20 protein-coding genes are annotated in these 23,110 nt (G+C 60.6%); 12 read left to right on the forward strand and 8 right to left on the reverse strand.

The features are described 5' to 3' along the window. Positions 1–46: 46 nt before the first annotated feature. Genes dksA through EJ576_RS00880 form a run of 4 tightly spaced genes read left to right on the forward strand, consistent with a single transcriptional unit; the run spans position 47 to position 3,338 of the window. Positions 47–451 carry an RNA polymerase-binding protein DksA gene (gene dksA / locus EJ576_RS00865; RefSeq protein ID WP_122729981.1) on the forward strand — a complete coding sequence of 135 codons (405 nt, stop codon included), beginning with the start codon at positions 47–49 and terminating at the stop codon, positions 449–451. 27 nt (positions 452–478) lie between these two features. After that, the gene (gene zigA, locus EJ576_RS00870; protein ID WP_122729979.1) at positions 479–1,687 is read left to right on the forward strand and encodes a zinc metallochaperone GTPase ZigA; all 1,209 of its coding nucleotides are present in this window, start codon (positions 479–481) and stop codon (positions 1,685–1,687) included. Beyond that, on the forward strand, positions 1,687–2,331 hold the full coding sequence (locus tag EJ576_RS00875; RefSeq protein WP_122729977.1) for a DUF1826 domain-containing protein: 645 nt from the start codon (positions 1,687–1,689) through the stop codon (positions 2,329–2,331). Before zigA ends, EJ576_RS00875 begins: the two co-directional genes overlap by 1 nt. Positions 2,332–2,375: 44 nt before the next feature. Next, a complete protein-coding gene (locus EJ576_RS00880; RefSeq protein ID WP_126569423.1) occupies positions 2,376–3,338 on the forward strand; it encodes a GTP-binding protein in 963 nt (320 codons plus the stop codon). Here the strand turns inward: EJ576_RS00880 and EJ576_RS00885 are convergent. After that, the gene (locus tag EJ576_RS00885; RefSeq protein ID WP_016978674.1) at positions 3,332–3,724 is read right to left on the reverse strand and encodes a DUF3301 domain-containing protein; all 393 of its coding nucleotides are present in this window, start codon (positions 3,722–3,724) and stop codon (positions 3,332–3,334) included. The genes EJ576_RS00880 and EJ576_RS00885 overlap by 7 nt on opposite strands. 117 nt (positions 3,725–3,841) lie before the next feature. Between EJ576_RS00885 and pdxY the strand changes: the two genes are divergently transcribed. Next, on the forward strand, positions 3,842–4,714 hold the full coding sequence (gene pdxY / locus EJ576_RS00890; RefSeq protein WP_028618541.1) for a pyridoxal kinase PdxY: 873 nt from the start codon (positions 3,842–3,844) through the stop codon (positions 4,712–4,714). Between the two features lie 140 nt (positions 4,715–4,854). Here the strand turns inward: pdxY and EJ576_RS00895 are convergent, their stop codons facing one another. Beyond that, positions 4,855–5,331, reverse strand: coding sequence for an acyl-CoA thioesterase (locus EJ576_RS00895; protein ID WP_028618540.1), 477 nt, complete (start codon positions 5,329–5,331; stop codon positions 4,855–4,857). 291 nt (positions 5,332–5,622) lie between these two features. Between EJ576_RS00895 and EJ576_RS00900 the strand changes: the two genes are divergently transcribed. Continuing rightward, positions 5,623–7,386 (forward strand): cation:proton antiporter, encoded by a 1,764-nt coding sequence (locus EJ576_RS00900; RefSeq protein WP_122729974.1) that lies wholly within the window; start codon positions 5,623–5,625, stop codon positions 7,384–7,386. 194 nt (positions 7,387–7,580) lie between these two features. On the opposite strand, the gene EJ576_RS00905 is transcribed toward EJ576_RS00900, so the two are convergent. The 3 genes from EJ576_RS00905 to uvrD form a co-directional block, all read right to left on the reverse strand. Continuing rightward, on the reverse strand, positions 7,581–7,988 hold the full coding sequence (locus EJ576_RS00905; RefSeq protein WP_028618538.1) for an SMI1/KNR4 family protein: 408 nt from the start codon (positions 7,986–7,988) through the stop codon (positions 7,581–7,583). A gap of 136 nt (positions 7,989–8,124) precedes the next feature. Then, the gene (locus tag EJ576_RS00910) at positions 8,125–8,997 is read right to left on the reverse strand and encodes a Tim44 domain-containing protein (protein ID WP_028618537.1); all 873 of its coding nucleotides are present in this window, start codon (positions 8,995–8,997) and stop codon (positions 8,125–8,127) included. Between the two features lie 261 nt (positions 8,998–9,258). Continuing rightward, positions 9,259–11,442, reverse strand: coding sequence for a DNA helicase II (gene uvrD / locus EJ576_RS00915; protein ID WP_028618536.1), 2,184 nt, complete (start codon positions 11,440–11,442; stop codon positions 9,259–9,261). Between the two features lie 247 nt (positions 11,443–11,689). Here uvrD and EJ576_RS00920 point away from each other — a divergent pair, with 247 nt between their 5' ends. The 3 genes from EJ576_RS00920 to EJ576_RS29905 all read left to right on the forward strand — a co-directional run bounded on the left by EJ576_RS00920 (position 11,690) and on the right by EJ576_RS29905 (position 15,999). After that, the gene (locus EJ576_RS00920; protein ID WP_126569424.1) at positions 11,690–14,566 is read left to right on the forward strand and encodes an EAL domain-containing protein; all 2,877 of its coding nucleotides are present in this window, start codon (positions 11,690–11,692) and stop codon (positions 14,564–14,566) included. A 158-nt stretch (positions 14,567–14,724) separates the two neighbouring features. Continuing rightward, positions 14,725–15,591: a transcriptional regulator HexR gene (gene hexR, locus EJ576_RS00925; protein ID WP_003177007.1), complete on the forward strand. Its 867-nt coding sequence runs from the start codon at positions 14,725–14,727 to the stop codon at positions 15,589–15,591. Positions 15,592–15,801: 210 nt separating this feature from the next. Continuing rightward, on the forward strand, positions 15,802–15,999 hold the full coding sequence (locus EJ576_RS29905) for a PA3496 family putative envelope integrity protein (protein WP_073860054.1): 198 nt from the start codon (positions 15,802–15,804) through the stop codon (positions 15,997–15,999). Here EJ576_RS29905 and EJ576_RS00935 read toward each other — a convergent pair. Then, a complete protein-coding gene (locus tag EJ576_RS00935) occupies positions 15,929–16,903 on the reverse strand; it encodes a LysR family transcriptional regulator (protein WP_028618533.1) in 975 nt (324 codons plus the stop codon). The two genes, EJ576_RS29905 and EJ576_RS00935, sit on opposite strands and share 71 nt — an antisense overlap. Positions 16,904–17,099: 196 nt before the next feature. On the opposite strand from EJ576_RS00935, the gene EJ576_RS00940 reads away from it, so the two are divergent. Together EJ576_RS00940 and oadA are read left to right on the forward strand one after the other, a co-directional pair. Further along, positions 17,100–18,515, forward strand: coding sequence for an acetyl-CoA carboxylase biotin carboxylase subunit (locus tag EJ576_RS00940; protein ID WP_016978663.1), 1,416 nt, complete (start codon positions 17,100–17,102; stop codon positions 18,513–18,515). Positions 18,516–18,526: 11 nt separating this feature from the next. After that, positions 18,527–20,335 (forward strand): sodium-extruding oxaloacetate decarboxylase subunit alpha, encoded by a 1,809-nt coding sequence (gene oadA, locus EJ576_RS00945; RefSeq protein WP_126569425.1) that lies wholly within the window; start codon positions 18,527–18,529, stop codon positions 20,333–20,335. 75 nt (positions 20,336–20,410) lie between these two features. Here the strand turns inward: oadA and EJ576_RS00950 are convergent, their stop codons facing one another. After that, entirely contained in the window at positions 20,411–21,703 is a 1,293-nt protein-coding gene (locus EJ576_RS00950; RefSeq protein WP_126569426.1) for an autotransporter domain-containing protein, read from the reverse strand. Between the two features lie 415 nt (positions 21,704–22,118). Between EJ576_RS00950 and EJ576_RS00955 the strand changes: the two genes are divergently transcribed. Next, complete coding sequence (locus EJ576_RS00955) at positions 22,119–22,394, forward strand: helix-turn-helix transcriptional regulator (protein WP_122729964.1); 276 nt, start codon at positions 22,119–22,121, stop codon at positions 22,392–22,394. A gap of 41 nt (positions 22,395–22,435) precedes the next feature. Here the strand turns inward: EJ576_RS00955 and EJ576_RS00960 are convergent, their stop codons facing one another. Beyond that, positions 22,436–23,107, reverse strand: a complete 672-nt coding sequence (locus EJ576_RS00960) for a GNAT family N-acetyltransferase (RefSeq protein ID WP_068937797.1) — start codon at positions 23,105–23,107, stop codon at positions 22,436–22,438. Positions 23,108–23,110: the final 3 nt, after the last annotated feature.

A 23,110-nucleotide genomic window follows, 5' to 3' on the forward strand; every position in this document is an offset into this window, starting at 1 on the left:
TTATACTATAACATTAAAAAACAGCCTGACCCGTGAACCGCTCCCCATGACTGAACAAGACCTCCTGGCCCAGCCTTCCGCCAACTACATGAATGAAGCCCAGCAAGGGTTCTTCCGTGAGTTGCTGCTGAGCCAACGTAGTGAATTGCAAGCCCGCATCGACGCCGAGTTCCTGGTCCTGCGCGAGCAGGAAACCAACAGCGACCCCGCCGATGTCGGCAGCGCCGAAGAACAGCGCCAATGGCAGCTGCGCCTGCTGGAGCGGGAAAAGAAGCTGTTGGACAAGATCGACGACGCCCTCGACTTGCTGGCGCGCGGCGAATATGGCTGGTGCCGCGAAACCGGCGAGCCCATCGGCCTACAGCGCTTGTTGCTGCGTCCTACCGCCACCCTGTGTATCGAAGCCAAAGAACGTGAAGAGCTGCGCGAACGCCATAAACGGGCGATTTGACCGGCCAACCCTGATGAGGAATACCTGATGCCCAATCGTCTCCCCGTTACTGTGTTGTCCGGCTTTCTCGGCGCCGGTAAAAGCACGCTGCTCAACTATGTCCTGCGCAACCGCGAAAACCTGCGGGTGGCGGTGATCGTCAACGACATGAGCGAAATAAACATCGACGGCAGTGAGGTCCAGCGCGACGTCACGCTCAATCGCGCCGAAGAAAAACTGGTGGAGATGAGCAACGGCTGCATCTGCTGCACCTTGCGGGAAGACTTGCTCGAAGAAGTCGGAAAACTCGCCAAGGAAGGTCGTTTCGATTACTTGCTGATCGAGTCCACCGGTATCTCCGAACCCTTGCCCGTGGCCGAGACCTTCACCTTCCGCGACGAAAACGAGCAGAGCCTCGCCGACATCGCACGCCTGGACACCATGGTCACCGTGGTCGACGGCATGAACTTCCTGCTCGACTACCAGGCCGCCGAAAGCCTGGCGTCACGTGGTGAAACCCTAGGTGAAGAAGACGAGCGCTCCATCACCGACCTGCTGATCGAGCAGATCGAATTCGCCGACGTGATCCTCATCAGCAAAATCGACCTGATCAGCAGCCGCGAACGCGAAGAGTTGATGGCGATCCTTGAACGCCTCAACGCCCAGGCGGAAATCATCCCGATGGTCATGGGTGAAGTACCGCTGAACAAAATTCTCAACACTGGCCGTTTCGACTTTGAACGCGCCGCGCAAGCGCCGGGTTGGTTGCAGGAATTGCGTGGTGAACATGTACCGGAAACCGAGGAATACGGTATTGCTTCCACCGCTTACCGTGCGCGCCGTCCCTTCCATCCACAGCGTTTCTTCGACTTCATCGACCGCCCGTGGGTCAACGGCAAACTGCTGCGCTCCAAGGGTTTTTTCTGGCTGGCCAGCAAGCACCAAGATGCGGGCAGCTGGTCCCAGGCCGGTGGTTTGATGCGCCATGGTTTTGCCGGACGCTGGTGGCGCTTTGTGCCAAAAAGCCAGTGGCCTCAGGACGAAGAAAGCATCGCGGCGATCATGGGCAACTGGCAACTGAGCACCGGTGATTGCCGCCAGGAACTGGTGTTTATCGGGCAGAACATCGACTTCACCCAACTGCGTGCCGAGCTGGACGCGTGTCTGCTCAACGATGAAGAAATGGCCCTGGGCGTCGACGGTTGGCGCCTGCTGGCCGATCCTTTTGGCCCTTGGTATGAGGAGGCAGCCGCCTGATGCTGGCCCCGGTGATTCCCCTGCGTCCCGTGATTCGCCAGACCCGTGGCGAAACCCCGCTGGCGCTGTCCGACATCCTGGAAGATGGCGTCAACCTGGCCGTGTGGGAGCGGCAGTTGCCGTTGCACATCGCCGAGTTCGGCGCCTTGCTGGTGGCGCTCAACGAGCCGTTGGCCGACTCCATGGTGATCGAGCTTAACAACGAAGACGCCATGCCCGACTTGCAGGGTCTGGCGTCCAGTTGCCGTGATCTTGAGGGCTACGAAGGCTTTATTGCCGATGTGTCGTGGCTGGTCAGCGCATTCGCCTGCTTGCTGGGCGCCAAGCGTATTGGTGTGCGTTTGAGGTTGCTGGATAAGGCGATGTGCCCACGTTTTCACGTCGACCATGTGCCGGTGCGGCTGATCACCACCTATGCGGGGGTCGGCAGCCAGTGGTTGCGCGAAGGCGTGATGGACCGGCGCAGGCTGAGCCAGCCGGAGGCCGAGCCCACCGAGCGTGTCGAACAGATTCACTGCGGCGAAGTCGCCCTGCTCAAGGGCACCAAATGGCACGGTAATGAGAATTACGGCTTGATCCACCGGTCACCGGCGCTCAAGGCCGATGAGCGCCGATTGATCCTGACACTGGATTGGCTCGCATAACCGCGTAGGATCAAACGCTCTACACGGTCCGAACGATGCCCTTCATGCTGCAGAACATTCCCACCCACGTGATTGCCGGGCCTTTGGGCGCCGGCAAGACCAGCCTCATCAAGCACCTGCTCGCCCAGCGTCCGGCCAACGAGCGCTGGGCCGTGCTGATCAACGAGTTCGGGCAGATTGGCCTGGACGCGGCCTTGCTCACTCAGGATGACGACGGCATTGCCTTGGGCGAAGTCGCCGGAGGCTGCCTGTGTTGCGTGAACGGTGCACCGTTTCAGGTAGGACTGGGTCGTTTGTTGCGTAAGGCCAAGCCCGACCGGCTGTTTATCGAACCGTCAGGTCTGGGCCATCCGGCGCAATTGCTCAAGCAGTTGCGACAGGCGCCATGGCAGGGCGTGCTGGCCGTCCAGCCTTGCGTGCTGGTATTGGATGCCCAGGCGCTGGCCGCAGGGAAACCATTACCGCCAGCGCAGCAAGAGGCTCTGACGAGTGCCGGGTTGCTGGTGTTGAACAAGGATGAAGGGGTGGACGCTGGGCAGCGCCGAGCGATCGAACTGCAGTTGCCAGAATGCCCGCTCTACTGGACCCGTCAGGCGCAATTGCCCCTGCAACAATTACCCGGCCTGAACACACAGGCTTCAGCCGCTGTGGATAACATCGAAGTGCCCGAAGGCCTCGCGCAAATGCCGGCGGTGTGGAGCGATCCCACTCAACCGATCTGCCTGAGTCAGGCCCAAGAGGGTGGTTGGAGTGTCGGCTGGCGCTGGCACCCGAGCCAGCAGTTCGATACCCGCCGCCTCGACCAGTGGCTGACAAGCCTTGAATGGCGCCGCGCCAAACTGGTTATCCACAGCGCCGAAGGGTGGGTTTCGACCAACGCGGTGGATAACAGCGAGCTGACTTGGCAGGCCAGCGAGTGGCGCCGCGATTCACGTATCGAATTGATTTTCAGCGAGCCACAGGACCTGGCTGCCTTGCAGGCCGCACTAAAGGCCTGCCGTTACTGACGGTTCTTGGCGTGGTCCTGGCGCCACTGGCTCAGCTCGATCACCTCGGCACTGGGCAGCGGCGTCTTGATCTCGAACGGGTAGGGCGCCAGTTCGATCTGCGCACTGTGGGCGCCAAATTGGGTGATGGTGCCCGGGTGGCGGGTTTCGCCGGTCACGGTGAATTCAAAGTTGTAGATACGCGCCAGGCGCCGCCGCCCGTTGGCATCTTTCACAAACCCGATGCGCTTGAGCGCCACCGCGCCGTCCAACAGTTCGATGTCGAGCTTGGCGCAATGCTGCTTGACCCGCTCCAGTGCCCGCTCGCGCAGGCCGTGGTTGTGCCACACCCAGGCGGCACCGGTCGCCAGCAGCATCAACACGAAGATGTTTCCCAGGGTCAGCATGCGAAAGACTCCAACAAAGTGAGAGCAGCTTAACTGTGTCGCCGGTCTGTCGTACAGGCTGCGTTTAGTCGCATACTGCGCGGCCAGAATTTCAATGGCTTTACGGAAATCCCGCGCATGAAACGCACACCTCATCTGCTTGCGATCCAGTCTCATGTGGTCTTTGGCCACGCCGGAAACAGCGCCGCCGTATTCCCCATGCAGCGTGTCGGGGTGAACGTCTGGCCGTTGAACACGGTGCAGTTCTCCAACCACACCCAGTATGGCCAATGGGCGGGCGAAGTGCTGGCGCCGCAACAGATTCCGGCGCTGGTGGAAGGCATCGCCGCGATTGGCGAGCTGGGCAACTGCGATGCGGTGCTGTCCGGTTACCTGGGCAGTGCAGACCAGGGCCGTGCGATTCTCAGCGGTGTGGCGCGCATCAAGGCCATTAACCCCAAGGCCCTGTATTTGTGCGACCCGGTGATGGGCCATCCGGAAAAGGGCTGCATCGTGCCCCAGGAAGTCAGCGATTTCCTGCTGGACGAAGCCGCGGCCATGGCTGACTTCCTGTGCCCCAACCAGCTGGAGCTGGATAGCTTTGCCGGGCGCAAGCCGCAATCGCTGTTCGACTGCCTGGCTATGGCCAAGGCGTTGCTGGCACGCGGGCCGAAGGCAGTATTGGTTAAGCACCTGGATTACCCCGGCAAGCTGCCGGACGGTTTCGAGATGCTGCTGGTGACCGCCGATGGCAGTTGGCACCTGCGCCGGCCGCTGCTGGCGTTTCCGCGTCAGCCCGTGGGCGTGGGCGACCTGACCTCGGGGTTGTTCCTGGCGCGGGTACTGTTGGGCGATAGCCTGTTGGCGGCGTTCGAGTTCACTGCCGCAGCGGTGCACGAAGTACTGCTGGAAACCCAGGCTTGCGCCAGTTATGAACTGGAGCTGGTGCGTGCTCAGGACCGTATTGCCCATCCACGCGTGCGGTTTGAAGCCACCCCTATAGATCTATAAGTACACAAAACTCCATGTGGGAGCGGGCTTGCTCGCGAATGCGGTGCACCAGACCCTGATGAGCCGGCTGACACACTGCCTTCGCGAGCAAGCCCGCTCCCACAGTTTGATTGGGTTTACAGTTTGAGATTTACGGCGCTTCAGCCTTTGATTTCCTGATACCGCTTCTCCAGCTCCTGGCGGATCTGCCGGCGCTGCTGTGCCTGAACGAACCGGCGCTTATCTTCGCTGTTCTGCGGCTGCAACGGCGGCACGGCGGCCGGTTTGCGCTGGTCGTCCACGGCCACCATGGTGAAGAAACAGCTGTTGGTGTGGCGCACCGAGCGTTCGCGGATGTTCTCGGTCACCACCTTGATGCCCACCTCCATCGAGGTGTTGCCGGTGTAGTTGACCGACGCGAGGAAGGTCACCAGCTCGCCGACATGGATGGGTTCGCGGAAAATCACTTGGTCCACCGACAACGTCACGACATAACGGCCGGCATAACGGCTCGCACAGGCGTAGGCCACTTCGTCGAGGTACTTGAGCAGGGTGCCGCCGTGGACATTGCCTGAAAAGTTGGCCATATCAGGGGTCATCAATACCGTCATCGACAGCTGGGCGTTTCCGGGTTCCATAGCACACTCACGGGTTGTAGGCATTGGTTGGGGGGCACCTCTGCGGGTGCTGGACTCTTTGCTGCGCCTTCCTTAACGGGACGCCAGTGGTCGGCTTGCCGTCACGCGCGTACCGATCTGTTTCCATATATTGCACCGGCTTTCTGCCGGAAGTCGCGGTGTTAACCTTCAAAAGCCCATCCCAGGGCATTTCTTACGATCAAGGCAGACTTTTCCTTTCGCTCTTTGCGACATTTCAAAGGCGCGGGCGGAAGTGGGAAAAGCGCCAGTACCCTCAAGGAGCCCCTCGCCATGCACGCCATCAGCTTTATCCAGGACCTGGCCGTGATCATGCTGGTGGCTGGGGTTGTCACCATCCTGTTTCACCGCCTCAAGCAGCCGGTGGTCCTGGGCTACATCGTCGCCGGGTTCATCATCGGCCCCCACACCCCGCCATTCGGCCTGATCCACGACGAAGACACCATCAAGACCCTCGCCGAGTTGGGGGTGATCTTCCTGATGTTCTGCCTGGGCCTGGAGTTCAGCCTGCGCAAGTTGTTCAAGGTTGGCGCCACTGCGTTTATCGCGGCCTTCCTGGAAATCATCCTGATGATCTGGATTGGCTACGAGATCGGCCGCTGGTTCGACTGGAACACCATGGACTCGCTGTTCCTCGGCGCGATCCTGGCGATTTCCTCTACCACCATCATCGTCAAGGCACTCAATGACCTGAAGATGAAGAACCAGCGCTTCGCCCAGCTTATTTTCGGTGTGCTGATCGTCGAGGACATCCTCGGCATCGGTATCATCGCCTTGCTGTCGAGCATTGCCGTCAGCGGCACGGTCAGCTCCGGCGAGGTGTTTTCCACGGTCGGCAAACTGTCGTTGTTCATGATCGTCGCGTTGGTCATCGGCATTTTGCTGGTGCCGCGTTTGCTGGCCTACGTGGCCAAGTTCGACAGCAACGAGATGCTGCTGATCACCGTATTGGGCCTGTGTTTCGGTTTCTGCCTGCTGGTGGTCAAGCTGGAATACAGCATGGTGCTGGGCGCGTTCCTGATTGGCGCGATCATGGCTGAATCCCGTCAGTTAATTAAGATCGAGCGCCTGATCGAGCCGGTTCGCGACATGTTCAGCGCCATCTTCTTCGTGGCCATCGGCTTGATGATCGACCCGCAGATTCTGTTGCAATACGCCTGGCCGATTGCGGTGATCACCGTGGCGGTGGTGCTGGGCAAGATGTTGTCCTGTGGCCTGGGGGCGTTTATCGCCGGCAATGACGGCCGTACCTCACTGCGTGTCGGCATGGGGCTGTCACAGATTGGTGAGTTTTCCTTCATCATCGCGGCGTTGGGGATGACGCTACAGGTGACCAGCGACTTCCTTTACCCTGTCGCCGTAGCGGTTTCAGCGATTACCACACTGCTCACGCCGTACCTGATTCGTGGTGCCGACCCACTGTCCTTGAAGATCGCGGCTGTCATGCCCAAGCGAATGAGCCGGGTGTTCGGCATGTACGGTGAATGGCTGCGCAGTATCCAGCCCCAGGGCGAAGGCGCGATGTTGGCGTCGATGATCCGCAAGATCATCCTGCAAGTCGGGGTGAACCTGGCGCTGGTGGTGGCGATCTTCTTTGCCGGCAGCTTTTTCGCGGCGCGTATCGGTGGGTATCTGGAAGGCTGGATCAGTGATCCAAGCTGGCAGAAGGCGTTGATCTGGGGTGGGGCGTTGCTATTGTCGCTGCCATTCCTGATCGCGGCGTATCGCAAGCTCAAGGCGCTGTCGATGCTGTTGGCGGAGATGAGTGTGAAGCCGGAAATGGCCGGGCGGCATACCCAGCGCGTACGACGGGTGATCGCGGAGTTGATCCCGATTCTTTCGCTGCTGGTGATCTTCCTGCTATTGGCAGCCTTGTCGGCCAGTATTCTGCCGACCAACAAGTTGCTGGTGCTGATCGCCGTGGTCACGGCTGCAGTGGCGGCTGTGCTCTGGCGGTGGTTCATCCGCGTGCATACGCGGATGCAGGTCGCCTTGTTGGAGACGCTGGATAACCACAAGGACACGCCCGAACACTGAGGTAAGCGGGCCGCTTACTGTGGTGAGCGAGCTTTTTGTGGTGAGCGAGCTTGCTCGCGCTGGGCTGCGTAGCAGCCCCAGTCCAGGCGACGCGTTCTTTCAGGTTTTGCGATGTGAGGCTTTGGGGCTGCTACGCAGCCCAGCGCGGGGCAAGCCCGCTCACCACAGCAAGCCGGTCACCCTTGGTGCAGGGCTCAGCTTTCCAGCCAGACGTCCCGCGCCCAGTGCCACACCGATTCCCAGGTTTCCTCGGTGACGATTTCTTCTTCGCCAGACCACAGCACCACAGTGCCGTCTTCCTCAACGCAGTAGTAGTCGTCGCCGTCCTGGCAGATCGGGATCAGGCTACGATCAACACCGGCGTCCCAGGCGTTGGCGGCCACGTCCGGCAGGTAGGTGTGGGATTGCGGGTCGGTGACGGTCACCGGCTCCAGGCTGCCGTACACCACGTCGCTGACGGTCAGCAGGAATTCACGAAAGACGAACGGGATGTCGATGAACAGTTGTTCCTCGATTTCCACCAGTTGGTCTTCGTCAGGCAGCTCCAAAGGAACCGGGACCGGTTCGTTGGCTTCACGCAATTGTTCGATGATTTCTTCCACGGCCGGGATCCTCTTGCTAGATGGCGCGGTTTATAGGGGCGTTTTATACAGTAGCTCGCTATAAGTGCAACCGTGAAATAGAAAACCCCGGACAGGTCCGGGGTTTTTTGTAACTACTTGCTCAAGCGTGCAAGGATCAGCCGTTCTGGCGGATACCGGCGACCAGCCAAGGCTGGTTGTCGCCCTGGGCACGTTCCATGTTCCAGCTTTCGCTGAACACTTCGCCCTGGTCGAAACGCGAGGTCTTCGACACACCGCTGAAGGTCAGGGTGGCGATGGTCTTGTCGGCGCGGTCATCCACACCTTCCAGTTGGACGCGCAGGTCGTCGATGTAGGTCGACTGGAAAGCATCGCCAATGTCGGCACGTTCGCGCTTGAGGAACTCCAGCAGTTGCGGGGTCACGAACTCGGCGATCTTGTCCATTTCGTTGGCGTCCCAGTGCTGCTGCAGGGACTGGAAGTGGCTACGGGCCGCCTCGACGAAACGCTCTTCGTTGAACCAGGCCGGCGCGTTGATCACCGGACGGGCTGCAGCAGGCGCTGCCGAACCACCGAAGATCGAACCCATGGCTGGTTTTTGCTCGAACACTTCACGTTGCATCGGCGCGCCGGCTGGAGCCAGGTGCTCCTGCTGCTTGCGGCGACGAGCGGCGATAAAGCGAAAGATCACAAAGGCGATGACCGCCAGGATCAGCATGTCGAAGATCTGCATGCCTTGGAAGCCGCCACCCATGAACATGGAAGCGAGCAGGCCACCGGCGGCGATGCCGGCCAGGGGGCCCAACCAGCGCGAAGCACCGCCGGCCTTGGCAGCGGCGCCAGCAGCACCGGCTGCGCCTGCGGTCGCGGCTGCACCGCCCATGCCGCCGGCGGATGGAGCCATTTGGCTGGTCTGGTGAGTCGGTGCCGCACCGGAACTTTTGCCGCCACCGAAGCGTTTGGCGTTGGCGTCGATGCTCATCGTCAGGCCGATGCACAACGCCATGGCGATGCTAAGAAAACGTTTCATAAAGGGAATTCCCATTTGTGGATTGCACGCGCGCCATGTTGCACAGGTGGAGTGACAGTGGCTAGCGACATAATGTTTCGGGCTTTTGCGTAAGATCGATTCAGAAGGGTCTGTAGGACTGATTACAGATATTGGCCCGAGCGGGTAAAAAACAAGGGAGGGGCGCGATTCTTCACCTTTAGGAGCCCGGCTTGCCGGCGATAGCAATCTTAAGGCCGCTATCGCCGGCAAGCCGGGCTCCTACAATAAGGGTGCAGTGTTTCAGATGGCTTCGAGCTTCGCGTAACCCATCATCAGCCATTTGCTGCCTTCGGCGAAATTCACCTGCACTCGCGCCTGGGCGCCCGCGCCTTCGAAGTTGAGGATCACGCCTTCGCCGAATACCGAATGCCTCACCTGCTGGCCAAGGCTGAACTGGGTTTCCGGAATCTCGGAACCGGCGAACAAGGTGCTGGCGCTCTGCTGCTGGCCACCACCGAACGGGCGGCTGACACTGTTGGACAGGCGCACTTCCTGGATCAGACCCTTCGGCACTTCACGTACGAAGCGCGACACCTTGTTGTAGGTCTCGCTGCCGTACAGGCGTCGGGTCTCGGCGTAGGTCATCACCAGGTTCTGCATGGCGCGCGTGATGCCCACGTAGGCCAGGCGGCGTTCTTCCTCAAGCCGGCCGGGTTCTTCCAGGCTCATCTTGTGCGGGAACAGGCCTTCTTCCATGCCCACCAGGAACACATAGGGGAATTCCAGGCCCTTGGCGCTGTGCAAGGTCATCAGCTGGATGCTGTCTTCATGCTCATCCGCCTGGGTATCGCCGGCTTCCAGCGATGCATGGCCGAGGAACGCGGCCAGCGGGGTCAGCTCCTCGTCTTCCTCGGTGTTTTCGAACGCACGGGCGGCGCTCACCAGTTCTTCAAGGTTTTCTACCCTGGCCTGGCCTTTCTCGCCTTTTTCCGCTTCGTGGTAAGCGATGAGCCCGGACTGTTCGATCACGGTCTGGGTCATCAGGTGCAACGGCATTTCCGCGCACTTGGCCGCCAGGTTCTCGATCAGCTCGACAAACACGCCCAAAGCGCCGGCTGCGCGGCCGGTCAGGCCTTTATTGACGATGAGCAAGCGCATGGCTTCCCACATCGACACATCGGCATGGCGCGCATGGTCACGAATCGCTTCGACGGTTTTCTCGCCGATGCCACGGGCCGGGATGTTGATCACCCGCTCCAGCGCCGCATCGTTGCCACGGCCTTCCAGCAAGCGCAGGTAAGCCATGGCGTTCTTGATTTCGGCACGTTCGAAGAAGCGCTGGCCGCCATAGATGCGATACGGGATGCGTTCGCGCAGCAAGGCTTCTTCCAAGACCCGCGATTGGGCGTTGGAACGGTACAGAATCGCGATGTCGCTGCGCGCCAGGCCGGTCTTCAGCGCGCTTTCGATGGTTTCCACCACGTAACGCGCTTCATCGTGCTCGTTGAACGCGGCGTACAGGTTGATCGCCTCGCCTTCGCCGCCGTCGGTCCACAGCTCTTTGCCCAGGCGCCCGGTGTTATTGGCGATCAAGGCGTTGGCGGCCTTGAGGATCCCGGCGGTGGAGCGATAGTTCTGTTCCAGACGGATGGTCACCGCGTCCGGGAAGTCTTCGGAATACTGATAGATGTTCTCGATTTTCGCGCCACGCCAGCCGTAGATCGACTGGTCGTCGTCGCCCACCACCATCAGGCTGTCACCGCCCTTGGCCAGCAGGCGCAACCAGGCGTACTGCACGGCGTTGGTGTCTTGGAACTCGTCCACCAGGATGTGGCGGAAGCGTTTCTGGTAATGGGCCAACAGGCCTGGGTTGTCGCGCCACAGGTCGAGGGCGCGCAGCAGCAGCTCGGAGAAGTCGATGACCCCGGCGCGCACGCAGGCAGCCTCGTAGGCTTCATAAATGCTGCGCATGGTGGCCAGGAACAAATCGCCGCTGGCCTGGATATGTTGCGGGCGCAGGCCTTCGTCTTTCTGGCCGTTGATGAACCATTGCGCCTGGCGCGCTGGCCAACGCTGTTCGTCGAGGCCGAGCTCGCGGATCACGCGCTTGACCAGGCGCTGTTGGTCATCGCTGTCGAGGATCTGGAAGGTCTGGGCCAGGCCCGCCTCCTGCCAGTGCGCCCGCAACAGGCGGTGCGCCAGGCCGTGGAAGGTGCCTACCCACATGCCGGCCGGGCTGATGCCCATCAACTGCTCGATGCGGTGGCGCATCTCGGCAGCGGCCTTGTTGGTGAAGGTCACCGACAGGATGGAATGCGGGGACGCGTTTTCGACCTGGATCAACCAGGCGATACGGTGCACCAGCACTCGGGTTTTACCGGAGCCAGCACCGGCCAGGACCAACTGACGGCCAACGGGGGCCGCTACGGCCTGGCGTTGGGCATCGTTGAGGGAGTTCAGCAAAAGGGAGAGATCATCGCGCATCGGCGCATTCTAGGGTGCCCGGGGGAGTGGGGCAAATACCAATGCCGGGTGGTCGACGGAAAACCGCCAGGCTGATGACCGGTCGGTCAATGGCCACAGCCCGCGCGGCGTCTCGCTCAAGCCGTCTGGCCCGGAAGTTTGCGCTGCGCGACCGTGCAGTTTTTATGACGCAGAGCAGTTTGGCCCAGGCGCTTGCTTGTGTATGCTCCGTCGACGTTTCGGGCTCACCATTATAAGAACACTGCCTATGACCCTCAGCACCGACCTGCTCGGCCCCTCGGCGGCCCCCGCGCAGGTTCTTCGCAAACACTACGCCACGGAGATGGCGGTCGAGCGCACACGCCTGCTGTATCAAGGCTCGCTGCTGCCGACCCTGTTGATGCTGGTCAATGGCCTGGTCTGCGCCTGGCTGTTGTGGAACCCCAAGCAATACCTGCTGGACAGCATCTGGCTGGTCTGGCTGCTGGCCCTGGTGGCGATGCGCGTGATCCAAGTGGCGGCGTTCGATTCGGCTATGCCCAGTCGCCAGGCCCAACCGGTGTGGCGGCGTATGTTCATGCTCGGCTCGGCCGTCAGCGGCCTGACCTTGGCTACGGCCGCCATCGCGCTGGTGCCGGTGGACAGCTTCATGCAACAGGCCTGGGTGTTCGGCCTGATCGGCGCGGCGACGCTGTCGGCCAGCGTGGCCTATGCCGTGAGCTTGCCGGCGTTCTTGTCGTTTGCCTTGCCGTGCCTGGTGCCGGCTATCGTCTATTTGTTCTGGACGGGCGATCCGCAGCAGCGCGGTTGGGGCGTGCTTGGCCTGATCCTGCTGGCGTCCTTGAGCCTGGTGGCGTGGCAGGTCAATCGCCTGATCCAACGCGGGCTGCTGCGCCGTTTTCAGAATCAGGCGCTGATCGAACATCTGCAACAGGCACAACAGCGCAGCGAGCAGCTCAATCAGGAGTTGGTGCGCGAAGTTGAACAACGTCGTCAGGTCGAGCAAGAACTGCGCGAAGCCCAGATCAGCCTGCAAGACCGCGTGGCCCAACGCAGCCAGGAGCTGGACGCTGCCAGCCTGGCCCTGAATAAAAGCGAAGCGCGCCTGGCCATGGCGCTGCAAGCCAGTGAGTTGGGCCTGTGGGACTGGAACCTGCAAACCGACGAAGTCCATCACACGCAGCTCAAGGAACTGTTCGGCCTGGAGCCGGAATACGTCACGGCGATGCTCAGCCACCTCAAGCCGCGCCTGCATCCCGAAGACCTGCCGCTGCTCAAGCGTGCCTTGGTGGAACACCTTAAGGGTCGCAGCGAGGACTACCAGGTGGAATACCGCGTGCGCCACGGCGATGGGCACTGGGTGTGGATCGAAGACCGTGGCCGCGCCGTAGAGCGCACGCCCAGTGGGCGGGTGACGCGCATGCTCGGTACACGCCGCGATATCACTGCCGGCAAGGCTCTGGAAGAACAGCAGCGTTTGGCATCGACGGTATTCGAGGCCGCCAGCGAAGGGATTGTGATCCTTGGCCCCGACTACAAGCTGATCGCCGTGAACCAGGCGTTCAGCCGCGTCACAGGCTTTGAAACCGACGACATGATCGGCCGCAATGTGGTCGAACTGCCCAGCAGCCGCGATGCACGTCGCCACTTCCCGGTGATCCGCCAGGCGTTGCTCAGCCACGGCACTTGGCAGGGTGAGTTGGTGGAAACGCGCAAGAACGGCGAGCTGTACCCGCAGTGGCTGCAATTGAATGTGGTGCGCGATATCCGGGGAAACGTCAGCCATATCGTGGGCTTCTTCGCCGATCTCTCGGCGCGACGTGAGTCCGAAGAGCGCATGCGCTACCTTACGCATTACGACGAATTGACCGGCCTGGCGAACCGCTCGCTGTTCCGCGAACGGCTGCGCGAGGCCCACCAGCGGGTCCGCCAGGGCGGGCGTAGCCTGGCGCTGCTGCACATCAACCTCGACCGCTTCAAGCTGCTCAATGACAGCCTGGGTCATGAAGTCGCCGACCAACTGCTGCAAAAAATGGCGCGTCGCCTGATCAATGCGTTACCCGAGGCTGACACTATCGCTCGTCTGTCCGGGGATGAGTTCGCCGTACTGTTCGACGCCTACGGCAACCTGTCGAGCCTGGCGCGGGTCGCCACGCGGCTGCTGGCCAAACTGCGGGTGCCGGTGACGGTGGAAGGGCATGAATTGGTAGTGAGTGCCTCGATGGGCGTCAGCCTGTTGCCGGACAATGCGCGGGAAATTTCCGCACTGGTCAGCCAATCCAATATGGCCATGCAACATGCCAAGCACCTGGGCGGCAATAACTTCCAGTTCTACACCGACAGCCTGCAAGCCAGCACGCTGGAGCGATTGCAGCTGGAAAATCATCTGCGCAAGGCTATCGAAGAGCGCCAGCTCACGGTGTTCTACCAACCCAAGCTGTGCCTGGCCACCGGCAAGTTGAATGCCGCTGAAGCGTTGATCCGCTGGGAGCATCCGCAGTGGGGCATGGTGCCGCCGGGGGATTTTATCGGCCTAGCCGAAGAGACCGGCCTGATCGTGCCGCTGGGCGAGTTCGTGCTGCGCGAGGCCTGCTGGCAGGCGTGTGAATGGCAGCGCCAGGGCCTGGCGCCGATCCGGGTGTCGGTGAACCTGTCGGTGCATCAATTGCGCCAGGGCAAGCTGGTCAGCCTGGTGCGCCAGGTGCTCGAAGAAACCGGCCTGGACCCGCAATACCTGGAGCTGGAGCTGACTGAAAGCCAATTGCTCGACAGCGTCGAACACATCATCGCGACCTTCCAGCAACTGCGGGACCTGGGCGTGAAGCTGGCGATCGACGATTTCGGCACCGGTTATTCGTCCCTCAGCTACCTCAAGCGCATTCCCGTGGATTACGTGAAGATCGACCAGACCTTCATCCGTGGGCTGGGCCAGGGGCGTGAAGACGCCGCTATCACCCGCGCCATTATCGCTATGGCCCACGGCCTTGCGCTCAAGGTGGTGGCTGAAGGCGTGGAAGATCAGCAGCAGTTGGATTTCCTGCGCGGTGAGCGTTGTGACGAAGTGCAGGGCTATTTGATCAGTCGGCCGATGCAGGCCGAAGGGCTGGCAGATTTGTTACGGAAAAATGCAGATTTTTCCCAGTGATGCCTGGGGCGCCCCTGTGGCTACAACTTGGCCGCCCCTAGATTCAAAGGGGAGCAGGGCGATTTAGTGATGCGTCGGACGGGCAAAACGACAATTCTTGTAGTATAACTACAAGCTTGCTACATCCCTGGCCCTGCCCATAACAAGAGTCCTGCCCTTTGAACCTGTTGCAACATATCGCCCAGTCGCGCCACCTGTTACGCAAATCGGAACTCAAGGTTGCCGATCACGTGCTGCTTGACCCTGCGGCTGTGATGCACAGTTCCATGGCCGACCTGGCGCACAGCGTGGGCATCAGCGAACCGACCATCGTGCGCTTCTGCCGCGCTATTGGTTGCTCCGGGTTCCAGGACTTGAAACTCAAGCTGGCGCAAAGCCTGGCCGCTGGCGCCAGCTTCGGCCAATTTGCGATCCATGAAGACGACTCCGTCGCCGACTACAGCCTGAAAATCTTCGACACCACCTTGCACACCCTGATGGAAGTGCGCGAGAAGCTCGACCCGGTGGAGTTGCAAAAGGCCGTGACCGCCATGTCCCAGGCCCAGCGTGTCGAGTTCTATGGCTTTGGTGCTTCGGGCGCGGTGGCTGCCGATGCCCAGCACAAATTTTTCCGTTTGCTGCTTACCGCCGCGGCCTACAGCGACCCGCACATGCAAGCCATGTCGGCGGTGACCTTGAAGCCTACGGACGTGGCCATCTGTATTTCCCAGTCGGGCCGTTCCAAAGACCTGCTGATCACCGCCAACCTGGTGCGTGAAAGCGGTGCGTCGCTGATCACCCTGTGCCCGAGCCAGACGCCGTTGGCGGAACTGTCCACGGTCAATTTGGCGATCGACGTGCATGAAGACACCGAGATCTACACGCCACTGACTTCGCGCATCGCCCACCTGGTGGTGATCGACGTGCTGGCGATGGGCGTGGCCATGGCGCGTGGGCCGAGCCTGGTCAACCACCTTAAGAGCGTGAAGCGCAGTCTGCGCAGCCTTCGCCTGTCACCCAAGTCCGTCAAAGCCCTGGATGACTAAAGCGGTACACAGAGCAAAATGTGGGAGGGGGCTTGCCCCCGATAGCAGTGGGTCAGCCAATGAATTTGCTGGCTGATACACCGCAATCGGGGGCAAGCCCCCTCCCACATTTGGATCTCCTGCGAACCCAGAATCTTCATCAGTCTGTCATCGCTGCGTCATCGCCCAGGGCCATTCTGAACTCCCCGTACTCGCATTGGGAGACTCCAAATGGCCCGGCCCTACGAAGACAGCAACAGCTCCGTTAAAACCCGTCGTCAGCAGGAAGACCAACGCCGCATGGCGTTCCGTCGCGCAATCGAAGACCGTTGCGAGGAGCGCCAGTTGCTCCAGAGCATCAGTGACTACCCGGAACTCCACTGGCAGGCACCCGCGGCTGCCCAGCGAAACGCTCAGCCAGCGCGCTGATCTGCACCCTCTCGCTGCGGATAAAGCCCAGGAACGCATGGGCTACCGGTGACAGGCGCTTGGCCTTGGCCTGTACCAGGCACCAACTGCGGTACAGTGGCAGCTCTTCCACCGGCAGCTCCTTGAGCCCGCCGGTGGCCAGTTCCATGTTGACCGCGTGACGCGTCATCAGCGCCACGCCCAACCCCGCGCATACACACTCACGCTGCGCCTCGGCCGAGGCCACTTCCACCGTCTGGGTGAAGTGCACGCGTTTCTCCTTGAAATACTCCTCGCACGCCAGCCGCGTACCGGAACCCGGTTCGCGCACCAGCAGTGTGTAGGGTTCCAGATCCTGCAGGCGCAGCGGCCCTTGCAGGCTCAGCGGGTGATCGGGTGGCGCCACGGCGACGATCGGGTTGTTGAGGAACGGCAGGAATTCCAGGCCCATGTCCTGAGGCACCATGGACATGATCACCAAGTCATCGCGATTGTCCGAAAGCCTGCGGATCACCTGGGCGCGATTCACCACCGTGAGGTGTAACTGCACTTCCGGGTGCTGGCGCTTGAAGGCGGCAAACAGGTGCGGCACGAAGTACTTGGCGCTGGACTCAATCGCCAGCTTCAACTGGCCTTGCAGCGAACCCTGCATGTCCGACAGCTGCATATCGAGGTTTTCCAGGCGCCCGAAAATGTCGCGACTCGCCCGCTGCAAGGCTTCAGCGGCCTCGGTCATGTAAAGCTTTTTGCCGACATAATCGAACAGCGGCTGCCCGATCAGCTCTTCCAACTGGCGAATTTGTAGGCTAACGGCGGGTTGTGTGAGGGACATTTCCTCGGCAGCGCGGCTGTAGGAGCGCAAATCGCACACTTCATTGAAGATCTGCAATTGACGCAATGTCATACGCATCAATGACTTACGCATATTTAGCACGCTCCCGCTGAACCTGATGAGTTCAACTATAAGTCTTTACTTATGTACGACCCAATAATTATTGATTTTTGTTAATCCCTCGGCGGGCTTAGTGTGTGTCTCGCGACTGTCATGAAACATTTGGTCACGCGCCGACCCGGATCCAGCGGGTCAAAGAACGCAGCAATCGGCTCAAGGGAATTTCCAAGTGATAAAAAAGATCCTGATCGCCAACCGTGGTGAAATTGCCGTACGAATCGTGCGTGCCTGCGCCGAGATGGGCATTCGCTCGGTCGCGGTCTACTCCGACGCCGACCGCCACGCGTTGCATGTCAAGCGTGCCGACGAAGCCCACAGCATTGGTGCAGAGCCCCTGGCTGGCTACCTGAACCCGCGCAAGCTGGTGAACCTGGCGGTGGAAACCGGCTGCGATGCGCTGCACCCCGGCTACGGCTTTTTGTCGGAGAACGCCGAACTGGCGGACATCTGCGCCGAACGTGGCATCAAATTCATTGGCCCGTCGGCGGAAGTGATTCGCCGCATGGGCGACAAGACCGAAGCGCGACGCAGCATGATCAAGGCCGGTGTGCCGGTCACGCCGGGCACCGAAGGTAACGTTGCGGACATCCACGAAGCACTCACCGAAGGCGACCGCATCGGTTACCCGGTGATGCTCAAGGCCACCTCCGGTGGCGGTGGCCGTGGTATCCGTCGCTGCAACAGCCGCGAAGAACTTGAACAAGCCTTCCCCCGTGTCATCTCCGAAGCCACCAAGGCCTTCGGTTCGGCGGAAGTGTTCCTGGAAAAGTGCATCGTCAATCCCAAGCACATCGAGGCGCAGATCCTCGGTGACAGCTTCGGCAACGTGGTGCACCTGTTCGAGCGCGATTGCTCGATCCAGCGTCGTAACCAGAAGCTCATTGAAATCGCTCCAAGCCCGCAACTGACACCGGAACAGCGCGCCTACATCGGCGACCTGTCGGTACGTGCGGCCAAGGCGGTGGGCTACGAGAACGCCGGCACCGTGGAGTTCCTGCTCGCCGAGGGCGAGGTGTACTTCATGGAGATGAACACCCGCGTGCAGGTGGAACACACCATCACCGAAGAAATCACCGGGATCGACATCGTCCGCGAACAAATCCGCATCGCCTCGGGCCTGCCGCTGTCGGTGAAACAGGAAGACATCCAGCACCGTGGCTTCGCGTTGCAGTTCCGTATCAACGCCGAAGACCCGAAAAACAACTTCCTCCCGAGCTTCGGCAAGATCACCCGTTACTACGCGCCCGGCGGTCCTGGCGTGCGCACCGACACGGCGATCTACACCGGCTACACCATCCCACCGTTCTACGACTCCATGTGCCTGAAACTGGTGGTGTGGGCGTTGACCTGGGAAGAAGCCATGGACCGTGGCCTGCGTGCCCTGGACGACATGCGCCTGCAAGGCGTGAAGACTACCGCCGCCTACTACCAGGAAATCCTGCGCAACCCGGAATTCCGCAGCGGCCAGTTCAACACCAGCTTCGTTGAAGCCCACCCTGAACTGACCAACTACTCGATCAAGCGCAAACCCGAAGAGCTGGCCCTGGCCATCGCCGCCGCCATCGCCGCCCACGCAGGCCTGTGAGGAATACAACAATGTCCAAGAAAATCTTTGTCACCGACACCATCCTGCGCGACGCCCACCAATCGTTGCTCGCGACCCGCATGCGCACCGACGACATGCTGCCGATCTGCGACAAGCTCGACAAAGTCGGCTACTGGTCCCTGGAAGTCTGGGGCGGCGCGACCTTCGACGCCTGCGTGCGCTTCCTGAAAGAAGACCCGTGGGAGCGCCTGCGCAAACTGCGCGCCGCGTTGCCCAACACCCGCCTGCAAATGCTGCTGCGCGGCCAGAACCTGCTGGGCTACCGCCACTACAGTGACGACGTGGTCAAGGCATTCGTGGCCAAGGCTGCCGTTAATGGCATCGACGTGTTCCGCATCTTCGACGCGATGAACGACGTGCGTAACCTGCGCGTGGCCATCGAAGCGGTGAAAGCCGCTGGCAAACATGCCCAAGGCACCATCGCCTACACCACCAGCCCGGTGCACACCGTTGAAGCGTTCGTGGCCCAGGCCAAGCAACTGGAAGCCATGGGTTGCGATTCCATCGCGATCAAGGACATGGCCGGTCTGCTGACGCCGTATGCCACCGGCGAACTGGTCAAGGCGCTGAAGGCCGAGCAGACCCTGCCGATCTTCATCCACTCCCATGACACGGCTGGTTTGGCCGCGATGTGCCAGCTCAAGGCCATCGAAAACGGTGCCGACCACATCGACACCGCCATTTCCAGCTTCGCCTGGGGCACCAGCCACCCAGGGACCGAGTCGATGGTCGCCGCCCTTAAAGGCAGCGAATTCGACACCGGCCTGAGCCTGGAACTGCTGCAGGAAATCGGTCTGTACTTCTACGCCGTGCGTAAGAAATACCACCAGTTCGAAAGCGAATTCACCGCCGTCGACACCCGTGTGCAAGTCAACCAGGTGCCGGGCGGGATGATTTCCAACCTGGCCAACCAGTTGAAAGAGCAGGGCGCACTCAATCGCATGAGCGAAGTGCTGGCCGAAATCCCGCGCGTGCGTGAAGACCTCGGCTTCCCGCCTCTGGTGACGCCGACCTCTCAGATCGTCGGCACCCAGGCGTTCTTCAACGTGCTGGCCGGCGAGCGCTACAAGACCATCACCAACGAAGTGAAGCTCTACCTGCAAGGCGGCTACGGCAAGGCGCCGGGCACTGTGAACGAGAAGTTGCGTCGCCAGGCCATCGGCAGTGAAGAAGTGATCGACGTACGCCCGGCCGACCTGCTCAAGCCGGAAATGACCAAGCTGCGCGGCGAAATCGGCGCGTTGGCCAAGTCCGAAGAAGACGTGCTGACCTACGCCATGTTCCCGGACATCGGGCGCAAGTTCCTCGAAGAACGCGACGCCGGCACCCTGGCGCCGGAAGTGCTGTTGCCGATTCCTGAAGCCGGCGGCGTGTCCCGTGCCGGTGGCGAAGGCGTGCCGACCGAGTTCGTCATCGACGTGCACGGTGAAAGCTACCGCGTGGACATCACCGGTGTGGGCGTGAAGGCTGAAGGCAAACGTCACTTCTACCTGTCCATCGACGGCATGCCGGAAGAAGTGGTGTTCGAACCGCTCAACGAGTTTGTCAGCGCCGGCGGCAGCAAGCGCAAGCACGCCACTGCGCCGGGTCATGTCAGCACCGCAATGCCGGGCAATATCGTCGACGTGCTGGTCAAGGAAGGCGACGTGGTCAAGGCCGGCCAGGCCGTGCTGATCACCGAAGCCATGAAGATGGAAACCGAAGTGCAGGCAGCGATTGCCGGCAAGGTGACCGCCGTTCATGTGGCCAAGGGCGACCGGGTCAACCCTGGCGAAATCCTGATTGAAATCGAAGGCTGATACAGCCTTCGACACGACCGTTTAATCCTCGGGGGGGCAGGTGCTCCCCTTTTTTTTGCCCGAAATTTGACGGGGTTAGAAGCTCATCCTCCATTGGCCCATCAAGCCTTGGTTACGGCTGTTTGTACCGGTTTGGGCGCTGTAGGTCAGGCCTAAGGTGTGTTGTGTCGACAACGCGAGGTCCAGGCCGGCTTGCAGGTCCAGGCTATTGCGGTCGATCGAGGTGCCCTTGACGGTGAAGCCGTCTAGCAGTCCTGGCAGGGCACGGTAGGAATGGCGGACTTTGCTGTCGACTTCGCCGTAGAGGTGCTTCCAGCCTGTGCTGAGGTGAGGGGTGAGGCTGATCTGCCTATCGAACCGATACACCGTTGCCAGGCGCAGGCCAAAGGTGCTGCTCAGGTTTTGTTGGGTTTGCGCGCCCACGTTCAACGCGGTCATACCTCCCGTTTCCTTGAAACTGTCGCGGTGGTAGCGTTGGAAGCCGATGCCAGCGAAGGGCTCGACGCTGACATCGGCGCTGCCCAGTTGATAGCCTAGCTCGGAGAACAGGGTTTGGCTTTGAGCGTTGTAGCTGCCCTTTAGCTGCTCCTTGTAGTCGAGCAGGTTGACGTTACGTTTGTTCCGGCCGGCATGGTCGCTGTAGATCGCTCCCAGACGTAGGGCCAGTGGCCCGTCCTTACGCACGGCATAACCCCCCAGGTGCCAGCTGTCCAGGTCGGCGGAGAAGCGTTGTGCATTGAGATTGCTGCTGGATTTGGCGCCCATGACCCCAACCCGCCAAGCATGATCCAGTGCCCAGTCGGCACCCAACAACAGACCGTGGGTATCGTGTTTCAGGCCGGCGCTGCCGCCTTGTTTGTCGAGGCTGCCGCCGTTGCCCACGGCCTGCACCCAGAAGTGACCGTTGTCGTCAGCGGGCAGCGTGCGCAGCGTCGAGAGCAATTGGTTACTCAGTTGCTGCGTGGTGTTTTGCGTTGCGCCAGCGAGGTTGGCGTTCTGGCTACCGGCCAATTGCTCAAGGCTTGCGCCGATCCCGCCGGGTTGCTTATCCAGCGCATCGCCAAATTTTTCCAGGGCTTTGATTTCCTCGGAGGTCAGCTCCCCGGACTCCAGTAACCGAGTCAGCGCAGGCTCCAGCACCTTGGCCACTTGCAAGCCATTGTGGGAGCGGGCCTGTTGGATGAGATAGCCGTCGAGGGGCGCGGCTTCGATTTCGGGCTCGTCAAACCACTCATCTGGCAGCGCATCGTAGGGTTGAAACATGTAGGGCGTGTATTCGATATCGCCTCGCGCTTGCGCGGATTGAAGGCTGGCGGCACTGAGGGCGAGGGCGGTGACAAATGCAAGTCTGTGCTGTGTAAAGGGCATGAATTTCCAACCTCTGATGAATGAGGCCGGGAATTTAGCGAGATGGCGAGGCGATAACTGTCAGGCTACCGACCTCTGGTTTGCGAGAGTTGTCTCTAGTGCGGCGCGATTAAAAACGCATCTGTTATTGGCCGCCTTGAGCTTAGCGGTTGATGGATTTGCATTTTATTGCGTTTTTTAGACAGCGTTCTTTGATTTTATGCACTATATTGCAGTTTAAGTGACGACCCTTGACTTCCAGGTGCATTAAATTGCCGATAGACGCCCCTCTCAGGCTTACCCTCCAGGTTTTTGAAACGGGCCGTTGGCAGGACGCAATGACCTTGGATTTTGCCGAGCCGCAAAAAGGCTTCGACAGCCCGTGTCGTTTTGGCTTGCGTGACCTCGATCAGCGCTTGAAAACCTGGGGGTTGAGATGAGCCTTTCGATTGATCAGCGGGCGCACGTCATTGAGAGTATTGAACAAGGCCTAACCAATGGTTCGCTTGAGATAGGCGACGCCGTACGCCGTCTGCGCACCGAAGTCACTGGCCTGCACCAAAGCCAATTTGCCAGGATGTGCAAAATCTCGGTGCGGACCTTGGTGCATATCGAGCATGGCGAGGGCAATCAGACCCTGAAGTCGCTGAATGCGGTGTTCAGGCCGTTCGGGTTGAGGATGGGCGTGGTGAAGGTTCGGCGCGATCTTTGACGCGACTGTTCCCACCCCTGTGGGAACAATCCTCTACATCATCAGGCCCGGCACTGCGCCAGGCTTTTCACCTGCCCGTCACCGCTCTGATTGGCCTGCGACAACCACTCCTCAAAACCCGCCTCAATCTTCGGCCACTCCGAATCGATGATCGAGTACCACGCGGTATCCCGGTTCTTGCCTTTCACCACTGTGTGCTGGCGGAACACGCCCTCAAAGCTGAACCCCAATCGCTCGGCTGCGTATTTGGAACGGCCATTGGCGTTGTTGCACTTCCACTCCAGGCGGCGGTTGCCTTGGTCGAACGCGTATTTGGCCAGCAGGTATACCGCCTCGGTGCTTTTCGGCGAGCGCTGCATCGGCGCGCCAAAGGTGACGTGGCCGATTTCAATGCGACCTTGCTCGGGGACGATGGACATCAGGCTGAGTAGACCCTGAACCTGGCCGGTGACGCGGTCGATCACACTGAAGAAATACGGGTCTTTGTGGGCCGCGTGGTTGTTCAGCCAGTCATTGAAGGCGCTGCGCTCCGGGAATGGGCCGTAGGGCAAGTAATCCCACAGTTTCGGGTCGGCATTGGGACCTTGCAGCGCTTGAAATAAATCATCGCCATGGCGCGTGGGGTCGAGTTTTTCCAGGCGGATAAAACGCCCTTCAAGCAGTTGCACGGTCGGTGCCGGGACGCCTTTCCAGTCGGCGAGGGAAGTGGACATGCT

Origin of the sequence: Pseudomonas sp. C 49-2 (genome assembly GCF_003970195.1) — a bacterium.
Classification (GTDB): Bacteria; Pseudomonadota; Gammaproteobacteria; order Pseudomonadales; family Pseudomonadaceae; genus Aquipseudomonas; species Aquipseudomonas canadensis.

Bases quoted from the DNA above. Each gene is read 5' to 3' on its own strand.
- EJ576_RS00885 (WP_016978674.1), bottom strand. From the start codon at position 3,724: ATGCTGACCCTGGGAAACATCTTCGTGTTGATGCTGCTGGCGACCGGT.
- EJ576_RS00880 (WP_126569423.1), top strand. From the start codon at position 2,376: ATGCTGCAGAACATTCCCACCCACGTGATTGCCGGGCCTTTGGGCGCC.
- pdxY (WP_028618541.1), top strand. From the start codon at position 3,842: ATGAAACGCACACCTCATCTGCTTGCGATCCAGTCTCATGTGGTCTTT.
- EJ576_RS00935 (WP_028618533.1), bottom strand. From the start codon at position 16,903: ATGCGTAAGTCATTGATGCGTATGACATTGCGTCAATTGCAGATCTTC.
- zigA (WP_122729979.1), top strand. From the start codon at position 479: ATGCCCAATCGTCTCCCCGTTACTGTGTTGTCCGGCTTTCTCGGCGCC.
- EJ576_RS00950 (WP_126569426.1), bottom strand. From the start codon at position 21,703: ATGCCCTTTACACAGCACAGACTTGCATTTGTCACCGCCCTCGCCCTC.
- EJ576_RS00960 (WP_068937797.1), bottom strand. From the start codon at position 23,107: ATGTCCACTTCCCTCGCCGACTGGAAAGGCGTCCCGGCACCGACCGTG.
- EJ576_RS29905 (WP_073860054.1), top strand. From the start codon at position 15,802: ATGGCCCGGCCCTACGAAGACAGCAACAGCTCCGTTAAAACCCGTCGT.
- uvrD (WP_028618536.1), bottom strand. From the start codon at position 11,442: ATGCGCGATGATCTCTCCCTTTTGCTGAACTCCCTCAACGATGCCCAA.
- dksA (WP_122729981.1), top strand. From the start codon at position 47: ATGACTGAACAAGACCTCCTGGCCCAGCCTTCCGCCAACTACATGAAT.
- EJ576_RS00900 (WP_122729974.1), top strand. From the start codon at position 5,623: ATGCACGCCATCAGCTTTATCCAGGACCTGGCCGTGATCATGCTGGTG.
- EJ576_RS00875 (WP_122729977.1), top strand. From the start codon at position 1,687: ATGCTGGCCCCGGTGATTCCCCTGCGTCCCGTGATTCGCCAGACCCGT.
- EJ576_RS00955 (WP_122729964.1), top strand. From the start codon at position 22,119: ATGAGCCTTTCGATTGATCAGCGGGCGCACGTCATTGAGAGTATTGAA.
- EJ576_RS00920 (WP_126569424.1), top strand. From the start codon at position 11,690: ATGACCCTCAGCACCGACCTGCTCGGCCCCTCGGCGGCCCCCGCGCAG.
- oadA (WP_126569425.1), top strand. From the start codon at position 18,527: ATGTCCAAGAAAATCTTTGTCACCGACACCATCCTGCGCGACGCCCAC.
- EJ576_RS00895 (WP_028618540.1), bottom strand. From the start codon at position 5,331: ATGGAACCCGGAAACGCCCAGCTGTCGATGACGGTATTGATGACCCCT.
- EJ576_RS00910 (WP_028618537.1), bottom strand. From the start codon at position 8,997: ATGAAACGTTTTCTTAGCATCGCCATGGCGTTGTGCATCGGCCTGACG.